The following is a 13,371-nucleotide window of genomic DNA, read 5'->3' as shown; positions in this document are numbered from 1 at the left end:
CCCCCTCAGGGGGAGGTGAAGGATGGAGCTCGGAAACCACGATGACACTGCCCTGGTCTACCGCCACCGGCTCGCTCGACCTCACGACGCTCGGCCGGCTCTATCGCAACGGCTCGCTGACGCCGAGCGCGGTGGTCGACGCCGTCTATGACCGCATCGCCGCGCGCGGCGACGACCATGTCTGGATTCATCTGGCGCCGCGCGACAGCCTGCTTGCCCAGGCCGCCAAGCTGGAGCAAGCCGGGCCGACGGAAGATCCGCTCTGGGGCATTCCGTTCTCGGTCAAGGATTGCAACGACGTGCCCGGCATGCCGACGACCAACGCCCTGCCGCAGATGGCCTATGTTCCCGAGACGACCGGCCAGTCGATGCAGCGCCTCCTCGATTCCGGTGCGCTCTGCCTCGGCAAGGTCAATATGGACCAGTTCGGCATCGGTCTTGTGGGCGTCAGGACGCCCTATGGCGCCTGCTCTTCAGTATTCCACGAGGACTTCATCTCCGGCGGATCGAGCTCGGGCTCGGGCGTCTCGGTCGGTGCCGGGCTGGTCTCGTTCTCGGTCGCCAACGACGCCGCCGGCTCGGGACGCGTTCCGGCCGCCTTCAACAACATTGTCGGCCTGAAACCAACGCCGGGCCTCATCTCCAATTCCGCCGTCTCCGGCGGCGGCAGCTTGAAGAGCGCCGAGACGATGACCGTCTTCGCGCTCACCGTCGAGGACGCCGTCACCGTCGGCAAGCGCATGGCCGGCTACGATCCGGCCTACGAATTCTCGAAGCCGGAAGCCGATCAGGTAGACCTCGTCGTCGGCCCGATCCCGCCGCGCTTCCGTTTCGGCGTCCCGGCCGGCGCCGCGCTGCGCTTCTTCGGTGACGTGGAGGCGGCTAAGCTCTTCGATACAGCGATCGCCCGGCTGGAAGCGATGGGCGGCACGCGGGTCGAGGTTGATTTCACGCCGTTTGAGGAGACGCAGAAGCTGCTCTATGGCGGGCCGTTCATCGCCGAGCGGGCCATCGCGATGGATAGCGTCGTCGAAAAATACCGCGACGTCATCCACCCGGTGACGCTGCAGATCCTGGAAACCAGTTCCGACTACAGCGCCAAGGATGTGTTCGCCGCCATGCACCGTGTCGCGGCGCTGAAGCGCGACACCCGCGCCGCCTGGACCGATATCGATGTGCTGCTGGTGCCGACGACACCGACGATCTACCGCAAAGACGAGATCCTCGCCGATCCGATCCGCCTCAATGCCCAACTCGGCATCTATACGAATTTCGTCAATCTGATGGGCCTTTGCGGCGTCGCCGTACCGAACGGCTTCCGTCCCGACGGCCTGCCGCAAGGCGTCACTTTCCTGGCCCCGACCTGGCAGGACGCGAAGGCGGCGAGCTATGCGGCAGCCTTCCAGAAGCGGACGGGATTGACGCTCGGCGCGACGGGCAATTCGCTGCCGGACTGATCTGAGAAGAGCGGCCGCTATCGGATGGTTCCGATGCCCGCGAGAAGGAGATCGATACCCGCGAGGAACTGCTCGCGGTCGTCATGATCGCGCATCTTCGCCGCGATCCGATGCACGAACGGAAATTGGGCGGGATCGTGCTCCGTCCACCGCTCCGCCACCATGGAGAGGAAGGCTGACCGGTCAGTGCCGGCGACATGCAGGCGCGCATTGGCGGCATTCTGCGCGGCGACGCCGAGAATGTAGTTCGCCAGCGCCGAAGCGCAGCCGAAGAGCGAGTGTTCGGGAGCGCCAAGCGCCTGCACCCACCGACCGATCCTCTCGAACATGCCGAGCGTGACCGGACGCCACGGCTCGCGGAAGATCTGAGCGCCCACCCAGGGATGCACATCGATTGCATCGAACACGCCGAGGGCAAAGGTGCGGATCGCCTCTCGCGGGTCGGCACTTTCGGCCCCCCCAACCATCACGCCGGCCATGACCTCGTCGGCCGCTGCAGCGAGCAGCTCGTTCTTGTCCGCGACATGCCAGTAGATCGCCCCGCTGCCGGTGGCGAGGCGAGCCGCAAGCGCACGGAAAGTCAGGCCGTCCTCGCCGTCGCGATCGAGGATCCCGACCGCCGCCTCGACGATCTTCTCCTTCGAAAGCGCTTGTGACCGCCTCTGAGTGCGCTGGGCTCCGCTTGTCATAGATCGCATCTTGACATGAATGGAACGATGTTCCAATAGAGACTCAATGGAACGACGTTCCAATCTCATCATCGGAGATCCAGATGACGATACCGGTCACGATCATCGGCGCCGGCCTCGGCGGCCTTGTCCTCGCCCGCGTCCTGCACATCCACGGCATTGCCGCTACGATCTACGAGGCTGAGCCTTCGCCGATGGCCCGCACGCAGGGCGGGATGCTCGACATCCACGTGGCCGACGGCCAGTTCGCGCTCGAAACGGCGGGGCTGACCGAAGCGTTTCGCGCGATCGTCCACCCGGGCGGCGAAGCGTCCCGCGTGCTGGACAAGAGCGGAACGCTGCTGCTCGACCAGCCTGATGACGGCAATGGTGGCCGGCCCGAAGTGCTCCGTGGGGAGCTGCGCGAAATCCTGATTCGCTCGCTCCCCGAGGCGACGATCCAATGGGGCCGCAAGGTCAGCGAAGCCCGACCCCTCGGCGGCGGCCTGCACGAAGTCACTTTCGCCGATGGATCGACCGTGCGGAGCGGCCTGCTGGTGGGCGCTGATGGTGCCTGGTCGAAAATCCGTCCGCTCTTGTCGCAAGCAAAGCCCGAATATGTCGGAATTTCCTTCGTCGAAACCTTCCTGCACGACGTTGATGCCCGGCATCCGGCGTCGGCCGAAGCCGCCGGCGGTGGAGCCTTGTTCGCCATGGCCCCGGGAAAGGGGATCTTTGCGCATCGCGAGCCGTCAGCCACGCTCCACACCTATGTCGCGCTGAAACGACCCGCCGAATGGTTCACCGCAATCGACTTCGGCGATGCCGAGGCGACGAGAATTCGTATCGCGGCCGAATTCGGTGGCTGGGCGCCGGCGTTGACCGCCCTGGTCACGGATGGCGAGTTTCCGCCCACGCTGCGCATGATCCATGCGCTGCCGGTCGATCACCGATGGGACCGCGTCGCCGGCGTGACGCTCGTGGGGGACGCCGCTCATCTGGCGGCGCCGGCGGGCGAAGGCGCGAATCTTGCCATGCTCGACGGCGCCGAGCTTGGAATGGCGATCCTGGCCCATCCCAATGACATCGAGGCGGCGCTCACCGCCTACGAGACGGCGATGTTCCCCCGCAGTGCCGCAGCTGCCGCCGACGCGCTGCAGATTCTCGACCTATGCCTCGGCGATCGCGCGCCCTTCGGACTCATCGAGTTCTTTACAAGCGCTCGGCCGTAAGACAACGCCGATCCTTGATCCGGATCAAGGTACATGCCGTGACTGGGCGTCAATCTCCCCGCATCATCTGGAAACGGGGGAGATTTCATGTCCAGCACCCATCTCATCGCCACGCTCGCCATCGTCGCCGTCTTCGCGGCTTTCATGTTGTCGCTTGCCTATGCCGAGCGCACGACGCGGTCGAAATAGCCGCATCGAGAGATGAAACGGAAACGGCCGGCCCCGGAGGGTCGGCCGTTTTCGTTTCGACTGGATAACGGAAAGCGCCGCTTAATGCACGCCGCGCGTCAGCCCCTGGACGAAATAGCGGTTCAGGAACAGCGCCATCAGCATGATCGGGATGGTCGAGAAATGGGCGAGCGCGCCAAGCGTTCCCCAGGTGATGTCCTTCGTCCCGAACGCGGCGAGCAGCGCCACGGAGAGCGGCTTCGAATCCATGTTGGTCAGGAACATGGCGACCAAGAAGTCGTTCCACGAGAACATGACGCAGAAGAGCGCCGAAGCGATGATGCCCGGCACCACGGTCGGCAGCGCTACGCGGTAGAACGCCCCCCAGAGCGTGCAACCATCGGTGAGCGCCGCTTCTTCCATGTCCGACGGGAGCGAGCGGAAATAGGAGAACATCATCCACGTCACGAAGGCGCAGTTCAGCGTCGTGTTGATCAGGATGACGGCCCACCAGGTGCCGAGCAGGCCGATGTCGCGCATCATCAGATAGAACGGGATGAGCGTCGCGATGATCGGCACAATGCGGATCGCCAGAAAGAAATAGGCGACCCAGATCGCGTAGCGCGAATTGGACCGGGCCAGCGCATAGCCGGCGGGAACGCCGAGCAGCAGCGACAGCACCGCCGAACCGACCGAGATGATGATACTCGACTTCAGGAGCGACCAGACGTCGAACACTTCGAAAACGCGCTGGAAATTGTGCAGCGTCGGCTCGAAGATGAAAGTCGGCGGCGAGGAGAACATGTCCTTCGGCGGCTTGTAGGCGGTCGCCACGAGCCAGAGCACCGGGATCATGTAGATGACGAGGATGATCACCAGCAGCGCCCGCTCGCGCAGGATCCGCTGCTGAAGGGCGGTGCGCCGGCGCGAGGGAGCGCGGGTCGGCACGGTATCGAGGGTCGTGACGCTCATGTCTCGTTCGCCCTCACATCGGCGCGGCGGATCAGAAGGGCGAAGACGGCGGCGATGAAGGCAATGCAGAGGATCGTCACATTGCCGATCGCCGAGGCATAGCCGATGTTGAAGAACTGCAGGCCCTGCTTCACGCCATAGACCATCAGCGAATTGGTGGCATCGGCCGGTCCGCCGCCCGTGGTGACGAAGATCGAATCGAAGACGCGGAAGGCGTCCATCATCCGGAGCACCAGGGCAAGGAAGACGGTCGGCAGCAGCAGCGGGAGGATGACGAGGCGGAAGCGCTGCCACGCCGTGGCGCCATCGGCCGATGCCGCTTCAAGAATGTCGCCCGGCAGCGACTTGAGGCCGGCGAGCAGGATGAGCGCGACCAGCGGCGTCCACTCCCAGATGTCGATGAAGATCAGGGTGGGCAGCGCGGTGGTCGTCCCGGCGAAGAGCCCGCGCGGCGAGGTGATGCCCCATTCGGCGAGATAATAGCCGATATAGCCGTAGTCGACGGCGAGCAGCGCGCGGAAGATCAGGCCGACGACCAGCGGCGTTATCGTCACCGGGATCAGCAGGAAGGCGAGTGCGATGCGATTGAAGCGCCCGTCGCGCCAGAGCAGCATGGCGAGCCCCAGGCCGAAGATGAACTCGAAAAACACGGCGCCGAAGGTGAAGGCGAAGGTGTTGATCAGCGCCCGCTGGCCGGTCGCATCGGTCAGAAGCTCGACATAATTGTCGAGTCCGACAAACACCATCCGCCCACCACGGCGCAGCAGATTGTAGTCGTAAAACGAATAGAGGATGCCCTGCGCCAGCGGATAGAGCGCGACGACGATAACATAGATGACCGCCGGAACGGCCAGGCAGAACAGGAAGAGCTTGCGTCGATCCGTGAAGCGCAGGCCGGAGCGGCGCTGTCGGATCGAGGCAGGACTGGCGGCAATCGAAGTCAATGGGCGGTTTCCTTTGGAATTCCGTGGCGGGCTGTGCTGATCGCGAACGATCAACGCCCGTCCCCTCCCCCTTGTGGGGAGGGCTAGGGAGGGGGTACCGGCGAGTTCTCTCCGATAGGCCCCACCCAGGTTCTCCGGCGTTTTCGCGGTACCCCCTCCCCGACCCTCCCCGCAAGGGGGAGGGAGAAGAGAGGGAGACCACTATTTCAACGGATCAGAACAGCTTCTCGGCCTGCTTCTGCGCTTCGTCCAGCGCCGCCTTGGGATCGGTTCCGCCAACGAGGACGTTGTTGACGGCCGTACCGAGGAGGTCCTGGATCTCCGGATATTGCGGAATGCGCGGACGATAGTCGCCGTCGGCATTCTCGAACGACTTGGCGATGATCGGCAGGAACGGGTACTTGGCGTTGAGGTCCGGATCCGCGAGCGTCGACTTGCGGATATAGCTGCCGGCGCCCAGCATGTTGAATTCCTTCTGGACCGGCGCGCTGGTCAGCCACTTGATGAACTGCCAGGCCGCTTCCTGCTTGGCCGGATCGATATCGGCATTGATGCCCATGCCCCAGCCACCGAGGCCGTACTTGACCGGCAGGCCCTTGCCGACCGGCGTGAACGAGATGCCGACGCTGTCGACGACCTTCGACATGGACGGATCATAATAGCCGGGAGCGCCGACCGACCACGTCTCCATCATGGCGACGAGACCCTGGCGGAAGCTCTCCTCGCGTCCACCCCAGTCATAATCGACCGCGCCGGGAGGCGCCGCCTTGTCGAACAGCTCCTTGTAGACCTTGAGGCTGGCGACGTTGGCATCGGAGTTCAGCGCCGGCTTGCCGCTGGCATCGAGCACCGAGCCGCCGAGCTGAGCGTTGTACTGCAGCCAATCCTGCGCGACCGCCGCGCCCTTCTGGCCGTTGGCGACGAAGCCGTAGATCTTCTTCGACGGGTCGGTCAGCTTGATCGCGGCCGCGACGAAGTCCTCGGCAGTCTCCGGAACCTTGATGCCGGCGGCATCCAGCAGATCCTTGCGATAGGCCATCACGGCGGCATAGCCGGCGAACGGGAACGCGACCTGCTTGCCGTCATATTGGCCGATGTACTTGATCGTCGCGGGATAGATGTCGTCGAGCTGGAGCTCGGCGGCGTCGCGCTTGATCCAGTCGGTCAGGTCGACCGTGTACTTGTTTTCGGCATATTGCCCGGCCCAGACGATATCCATCGTCACCAGGTCGTAGCTCTTGGTGTGGCCGACGAAATCCGCCTGCGTCTTGGTGAGCAGCGAACCGTAGTCGAGGATGTCGACCTTGACCGTCGCGCCCGTCTTTTCCTCGAACTGCGGCGCCAGCTTGGCGATCACCGCCGCGAACTGATCGTTCTGCGAGGCCAGGGTGAGGGTCACGCCGGCCAGAGGCTTATCCGCAGCGAAGGCGGAACCGGCGAGGCCGGCCGAGAGAAGCGCGGCAGCGCCGAGCTTCCAGGCTGTCGATTTGTGCTTTGTCATGACTCTCTTCCGTTGTGACAAGGGAGCGGAGACGGAGTATACATCAAACAAAATCGCGCTCAAGAAACCACATTTATTCAGTAATCACACAAAAAAGAACATGACTACAATCTCTGATCTAAAAGACGACAGAAAGATCGCAGATCGAGCGGACGAAGGGGCAATGTTCACTCGGGATAAGCGACTCTGTTCGTATGAGGCATCTTGCGATTCCCTTAGCTGGCAGGTCCCGATCGATCGTCCGGCACCGGGCATGGCCCTCGCTTTGAGACCAACATATTCATATCTGCCCACAAGCGCATCAAGCCTCGAAATTCGGCGTGCCGCCGTTCTGGGATATGATCGAGATCAAAGCGCCGCGGCGTTGCGCCGTCGACCCTCCTCTATCGCCCGTCTCGAAGGAACCTGTCGATGACGTCCGCTCTTGCCGAGCTTGAGAAGCGAATCGCCGACGATCTCGAACGCATCGAAGCCACGCCGCGCTCCTGGATGCCGGAGCGCGCCGGCCCGGATGGAGCGACGCTGCATAATGTCGTCATCGTCGGCGCCGGTCTCTCCGGGCTCTCGGTCGGGTTCGGGCTGAAACGTCAGAACGTCGGCAAGGTGCTCGTCATCGACAAAAGCGCCGAGGGTCGCGAAGGTCCGTGGGTGACCTGCGCGCGGATGGATACGCTGCGCTCGCCCAAGCACCTGACCGGTCCCGATCTCGGCCTGCCGAGCCTCACCTATCGCTCCTGGTATGAGGCGCTGCACGGCGCGGCGGCCTGGGACGGCGTCGGCAAGATCGACCGCACCGACTGGATGGACTATCTCAACTGGTATCGCCGCGTCACGGCGCTCGACGTGCGCAACCGCACCGCGCTCGACGCCATCCTGCCTTATGACGACTTCCTGGCGCTCGACATCACGACGCCAACCGGCCCGGAGCGGATCTATACGCGCAAGCTCGTTCTGGCGACCGGCATCGAGGGCGCCGGCGGCCTCGCGGTACCGAATTTCGTGAAGAACGGCCTGCCGCGCGAGCGCTGGACCCATAGCGGCGAGCCGATCGAGGCGGAAAGCCTCAAGGATCGTGACCTTGGCATTGTCGGCTCCGCCGCCTCCGCCTTCGACTGGGCCGTCGCTTCGCTCAGGGCGGGAGCGCGCTCGGTAACACTCTTCGCCAGATCGAACGAGTTCCCGAAGACCGAGGTGCTGGCCTGGACCAATTTCCCCGGCTTCCTGGGCCATTTCGCCGATCTCGATTCGCTCCGCCGCTGGCGCTTCATGCGCCGCGTCTTTGATCTGAAGGTGCCGCCGACCCAGGAGATGTATCAGGCCGCGCATGCCTTCCCGCAGTTCCGCACGGAACTGGGCTGCCCGCCGACCGCCGCCTCGATCGAGGACGGCCGCATCCGCCTCGATACGACGCGCGGCACGTTCCGCTTCGACCATCTGCTGCTCGGCACCGGCTATGACATCGACCTGACGCGGCGGCCCGAGTTGGCGAGCTTCGTCGGCGAGATCGCGCTCTGGCAGGATCGCTTCACGCCGCCGCCCGGCGAGGAGGACGAACCGCTGTCTCGCTATCCCTATCTCGGCAGCCATTTCGAGTTTCTCGAGAAGGTGCCCGGACGCGCGCCGTTCCTTAGCCATATCCATGTCTTCAACAATGGAGCGGTGCCGAGCCTCGGTCCAATCTGCAACGGCATTACCGGCCTCAAATATGGCGCGCCGCGCATGGTGGCCGCACTCACGCGCGGCCTGTTCCTCGCCGATGCCGACCAGCATTATGCCGACCTGATGGCCTATGACGAAGAACACTTCCGGCCCGAAGACAGCGGACGGCAATAGGAGAATCAAATGACCTTCGCCCTCACAACCCCGCATGACGCGCTGGACGATCTCCTTGCGGATGCCCGCCGCGACAGCGTCGAATTCCCCTATCTTCTCGCCAACCACGTGCCGATGGTGCTGGTGGCGCTTTCCCGTCTCGGCGCCTCCGACGCGCGGCTTGCCGAATATCTGGCCACCTACCGTCAGGTGAAGGGCCTCGTCCCGATCCCGCCGCATGTCGCCCCGATCGATCCGGCGCGCTGGACCGAGGCCATGGGCGACCGCAGCCGCGAGGCCGACTATCGTGAGTTCTTCGTCGCCGAGGTCCGCCGCCTCGGCATCCAGGACGCGATCCAAGCCTATCTGCCGACGTTGATCCCCGGCGTCGGAGCGAGCGCGCTGCATTGCCTGATGCGCCTGGCCTATGCCGTGCTGCGCGTCGACCCGGTGGAAGCCGGCACAGCGCTCGGCTATTGGACGACGACCTATCTCAAAATGCCGGAAGCGACCGGCTCCGCGCCGATCACCGATGATCCCGGCCGTGTGCTCGCGGAAGCTTGTGCCATTCCGGCCATGCATTCCCTGGAGCCGGAGACGGATCTGCTCTGGCATTCAATCCGGGAGGCCGGGCGCGCTCCCAGCTTCGCGCCGGTCGTCGACATGCTCGATATCGGTCCCGACTGCCTCCACAAGCTGGCGTCGACATCGCTGACGCTGTTTGCCGCCACGATGGACTTCTCCGCCCTTCATGCCGTGACCGGAACACATTGGGCCAGGCTCGTGGCGGCCCATCTGCCGCCGGAGCAGCGCCCGAGGCTGTTCCGCTATTTCTGGCAGGTCATCGCCTCGCTCGTGCCGAAGATCGGCTTCCCTTCCCTGCCCGATGCGGAGACGGTCGAGGGCTGGCGCCAGCTCGACGCGCCGGAATGGCCGGAAATCGAGGCGAAGGCCGTCCAGTCCGATGACGAGCACGACATCAGCCTGACCTTCTCCGCCCGCGAGGAACAGAAGATCTATGGCGACCGTCTCTACCGCGTCGTCGCGGCGCGCCGCGTCGGCCTCATCGCCTGAAGGACAGCGAAGCCAGCATGGGTGCGAATTTAGTCATAGCCGGCGCCGGCACGGCGGACGGCACACTCGTCGACATTGTCATTACCGGATCGACGATCGACGCCATCGTTCCGGCCGGCGATGCGCCAGCTTCGCCGGAGCGTATCGAGGCCGCCGGGCATCTGGTCGCGCCCTCCTTTGTCGAGGGCCATATCCACCTCGACAAGACGCTGCTCGGCCTCCCGTTCATTCCGCATATTCCCGGCGACACCGTCGCTGAACGCATCGCCGCCGAGAAGCAGTTGCGGCGCACCGTTGGGCTCTCCGTCGAGGAACGCGGCGGGCGGCTGATCGAACAGATAGCCGCCTTCGGAACCGGCAGCATCCGCAGCCATGTCGATATCGACACCGAGGTCGGTCTCGGCGGCCTGCATGCCCTGCTCGCGCTCAGGGAGCGCTATGCCGACCTCGTCGATATCCAGATCGTCGCCTTCCCCCAGAGCGGCATCATGGCCGACCCCGGCACCGCCGATCTTCTCGACGCGGCCCTGTCGGAAGGCGCCAATCTCATCGGCGGTCTCGATCCGGCCGGCATCGATCGCGACGTCACGGGCCACCTCGATACCGTCTTCGCGCTCGCGGCCAAGCATGGCGCCGGCGTCGACATCCATCTTCACGATCCGGGCCCGCTCGGTGCCTTCGAACTGCGCCAGATCGCCGAACGGACGATCGCGAATGGCCTCGAGGGCAAGGTCGCCGTCAGCCATGCCTTCGCGCTCGGCGCCATCGACGATTTCGAGTTCGGACGCACCACCGATCTTCTTGCGCGGGCGCGGGTCGCGATCATGACCAATGGTCCCGGCCCCGTGTCGATGCCGCCGGTGAAGCGACTGGCAGTGGCGGGCGTTACGGTGTTCGCCGGCTCGGACAATATCCGCGACGCCTGGGCGCCCTATGGCAATGGCGACCTGCTGCAGCGCGCCATGATCATCGGCTACCGCCAGGGCTTCCTCGCCGATGAGGACCTCGCCCACGCCTTCGCCATGGTGACGACGATCCCGGCCGGCGTTCTGGGTCTCAAGACCTATGGCCTCGCCGCCGGCAATCGGGCCGATCTCATATTGCTGCCATCGCCCTCCATACCGGAGGCCGTCGCCTCCGTCCCGATCGACCGGACCGTGCTGAAAAACGGCCGCGTCGTCGCCACGGGCGGGTCGCTGACACCGCGCTGACGCCGTGCCTTCGGATGCCGATTCGATTGGCATCCGAACGAAAAGCTGGCATGTGTTCCGCCCGGCGACCCCATCGCCAGTTCGGACATGATTCCATGACTCTTCCGTCCCAAACGACCCCGGCGAAGGCATCGGTTTCGCCGAAAATGACGCCTGCGCTAACGTTTCTGTTCGCGCTCGCCTGCGGGGCGATTGCTGCCAATCTCTATTACGCCCAGCCGCTGATCGCGCTGATCGGCCCCGATGTCGGGCTGTCGCCCCATGTAGCCAGCCTGATCGTCACGCTGACGCAGATCGGCTACGGCTTCGGCCTCGTCCTGCTGGTGCCGCTCGGTGACGTCATCGAGAACAAGCGGCTGATCATCAGTTCGGTCTGCGTGACGACGGTGGCGTTGGTTCTGATCACGCTGGCGCCGAACTCCGCTCTCTTCCTGGTCGCCGCGCTGTTCATCGGCGTCGCCTCCAGCGCGATCCAGATGCTCGTGCCGATGGCGGCGAGCATGACCGACGAATCGACGCGCGGCCGGACCGTCGGCAACGTCATGAGCGGCCTGATGGTCGGCATTCTCTTCGCCCGTCCGTTGGCCGGCTTCCTCGCCGATATTGCCGGTTGGCGCGGCGTCTTCGTCTTCTCCGCCGTGCTGATGACGGCGCTCGTCGTCCTGCTCGGCAAATATCTGCCGCGCCGGCATCCAGGCGGCGATCACAGCTATGGCGAATTGCTGGCCTCGCTCTGGGCGATCCTGCGCGACACGCCGCAGCTTCGCCGCCGTGGACTGTATCAGGTTGCGCTCTTCGCCGATTTCAGCCTGTTCTGGACGGCAGTGCCGCTGGAACTCGCCGGTTCGCCCTTCCATCTTTCGCAGTCCGGGATCGCTCTTTTTGCCCTGGCAGGTGCAGCCGGCGCGTTGGCCGCTCCCATCGCGGGCCGGCTGGCCGATCGGGGAATGGTGCCGATCGGAACCGGGGTCGTCATCGTCGGAACGCTGCTCGCCTTCGCCCTCGCCGGGATCGGTGCAGCCTGGTCCTCGATCCTCCTCCTGGCGCTGGCGGCGATCCTGCTCGACCTCTTCGTCCAGTCCAACACCGTGTTCGGCCAGCGCGTGCTCTATATGCTCGCCCCGGAAATCCGCAGCCGGCTGAACGGGCTCTACATCGCCATGTTCTTCATCGGCGGCGCGGCGGGTTCGGCGCTGGCGAGCCCCGTCTATGAGAGCTTCGGCTGGAAGGGAATCGTGATCGCCGGAATGGCCTTCCCGGCGATCGCCTTCCCCTATTACCTGACCGAGTTCCTGCCGAAACGGCGCAAGTCGGTCTGAGGGCCGGCCTCAGCCACGGCTGACGACGCCGCGCTCGACCAGCCAGCCCAGCGCCTCGAATACGGCTTCGAGCGAGGAATAACGCGGGCTATAGCCGAGCAGGCGTTTCGCCTTGTCGATGCTGCAGTTGGGGCTATGGGCGATATGGTCCCACGTCGCCTCGGCCTCGGCGGCGCCATGGCTCGCCTTCCATTCCGGCCAGGGCAGATAGGTGAGCTTCGGTTCCTTGCCGAACCAGGCCGACACCGCCTCGGCATAGCCGCGCAGCGTCACCGCGGCCGGCGAGACGGTGTGGAAAGCCTCGCCCACCGCCGTGCTGCGGCTGGCGATCGCGCGCATGAACATCTGCGCGACATCGTCGGCATGGACGTGATGGACCGTCTCCATCCCGAGATTCGGCAGGACGAGTTCCTCTCCCCGTGCCAGCGTCGAAAATACCGCCGGATCGAAATGGCCGGCCGGATTGAGCGGCTCCCAGCCCGGTCCGACGATGTGGCCAGGATGGACGAGCGTCGCCGGAAAATTGCGGCGCCGTGCGAGATCGAGCAGATAGGCTTCTATTGCCGCCTTCTGGATCCCGTATTCGCCGAACGGACGGCGCGGCTGCATCTCGGTGGTCGGCACGACGACGCTCGGCCCATGGATCCAGATCGTGCCGGTATGCAGAAAATGCTGCACCTGACCGACCAGCGGCTCTGCCAGCATGCGCGCGCTCTCGACCGTAAAGCAGGTCATGTCGATGAGGATGTCGGGCCTGAGCGCCAGCATGCTGCGTCCGAACGATCCGTCGGCTTCAGCGCTCGCGCGGTCGAGCCTCACCGGCTCGACGAAACGCCACGCCGCATGCGGCGAATAGGGCTGCCGCTGGCCGCGGCTGACATTGACGACGTCAAAGCCCGCCTCGACCAGACGCGGCACGAGATAGGTGCCGACATGGCCGCTTCCCCCGATGACCACCACACGCGTCATGAAACCCCTCCCTGATGCCGGAATGCCGATCCGTGCGGCGCCCC

At 64.8% G+C, this 13,371-nt stretch carries 11 protein-coding genes; 6 read left to right on the top strand and 5 right to left on the bottom strand.

All coding sequences use genetic code 11. The features are described from left to right. Positions 1–41: 41 nt before the first annotated feature. Entirely contained in the window at positions 42–1,457 is a 1,416-nt protein-coding gene (locus OSH05_RS20350; protein WP_104217842.1) for an allophanate hydrolase, read from the top strand. 17 nt (positions 1,458–1,474) lie between these two features. Here the strand turns inward: OSH05_RS20350 and OSH05_RS20345 are convergent, their stop codons facing one another. Then, the gene (locus tag OSH05_RS20345) at positions 1,475–2,146 is read right to left on the bottom strand and encodes a TetR/AcrR family transcriptional regulator (protein ID WP_266352870.1); all 672 of its coding nucleotides are present in this window, start codon (positions 2,144–2,146) and stop codon (positions 1,475–1,477) included. Positions 2,147–2,229: 83 nt separating this feature from the next. Between OSH05_RS20345 and OSH05_RS20340 the strand changes: the two genes are divergently transcribed. Then, positions 2,230–3,357 carry an FAD-dependent oxidoreductase gene (locus OSH05_RS20340; RefSeq protein WP_104217843.1) on the top strand — a complete coding sequence of 376 codons (1,128 nt, stop codon included), beginning with the start codon at positions 2,230–2,232 and terminating at the stop codon, positions 3,355–3,357. 270 nt (positions 3,358–3,627) lie between these two features. Here OSH05_RS20340 and OSH05_RS20335 read toward each other — a convergent pair whose 3' ends face one another. From OSH05_RS20335 to OSH05_RS20325, 3 genes are all read right to left on the bottom strand, one after another. Beyond that, positions 3,628–4,380 (bottom strand): carbohydrate ABC transporter permease, encoded by a 753-nt coding sequence (locus OSH05_RS20335; RefSeq protein ID WP_266352978.1) that lies wholly within the window; start codon positions 4,378–4,380, stop codon positions 3,628–3,630. A 113-nt stretch (positions 4,381–4,493) separates the two neighbouring features. Beyond that, a complete protein-coding gene (locus tag OSH05_RS20330) occupies positions 4,494–5,432 on the bottom strand; it encodes a carbohydrate ABC transporter permease (protein WP_207778714.1) in 939 nt (312 codons plus the stop codon). A gap of 223 nt (positions 5,433–5,655) precedes the next feature. After that, complete coding sequence (locus OSH05_RS20325; RefSeq protein ID WP_104217845.1) at positions 5,656–6,942, bottom strand: extracellular solute-binding protein; 1,287 nt, start codon at positions 6,940–6,942, stop codon at positions 5,656–5,658. Between the two features lie 411 nt (positions 6,943–7,353). Between OSH05_RS20325 and OSH05_RS20320 the strand changes: the two genes are divergently transcribed. The 4 genes from OSH05_RS20320 to OSH05_RS20305 all read left to right on the top strand — a co-directional run bounded on the left by OSH05_RS20320 (position 7,354) and on the right by OSH05_RS20305 (position 12,358). Next, a complete protein-coding gene (locus OSH05_RS20320) occupies positions 7,354–8,775 on the top strand; it encodes an NAD(P)-binding domain-containing protein (protein WP_104217846.1) in 1,422 nt (473 codons plus the stop codon). A 9-nt stretch (positions 8,776–8,784) separates the two neighbouring features. Continuing rightward, positions 8,785–9,828: a questin oxidase family protein gene (locus OSH05_RS20315; RefSeq protein WP_104217847.1), complete on the top strand. Its 1,044-nt coding sequence runs from the start codon at positions 8,785–8,787 to the stop codon at positions 9,826–9,828. Between the two features lie 17 nt (positions 9,829–9,845). Beyond that, positions 9,846–11,039: an amidohydrolase family protein gene (locus OSH05_RS20310; RefSeq protein ID WP_104217848.1), complete on the top strand. Its 1,194-nt coding sequence runs from the start codon at positions 9,846–9,848 to the stop codon at positions 11,037–11,039. A 146-nt stretch (positions 11,040–11,185) separates the two neighbouring features. After that, positions 11,186–12,358 (top strand): MFS transporter, encoded by a 1,173-nt coding sequence (locus OSH05_RS20305; RefSeq protein ID WP_266352869.1) that lies wholly within the window; start codon positions 11,186–11,188, stop codon positions 12,356–12,358. Positions 12,359–12,367: 9 nt separating this feature from the next. On the opposite strand, the gene OSH05_RS20300 is transcribed toward OSH05_RS20305, so the two are convergent. Continuing rightward, positions 12,368–13,327, bottom strand: coding sequence for an NAD-dependent epimerase/dehydratase family protein (locus tag OSH05_RS20300; protein WP_104217849.1), 960 nt, complete (start codon positions 13,325–13,327; stop codon positions 12,368–12,370). Between the last annotated feature and the right edge of the window lie 44 nt (positions 13,328–13,371).

This window comes from Kaistia algarum (assembly GCF_026343945.1).
GTDB lineage: Bacteria > Pseudomonadota > Alphaproteobacteria > Rhizobiales > Kaistiaceae > Kaistia > Kaistia algarum.
This window is presented reverse-complemented; position numbering and strand designations above follow the sequence as displayed.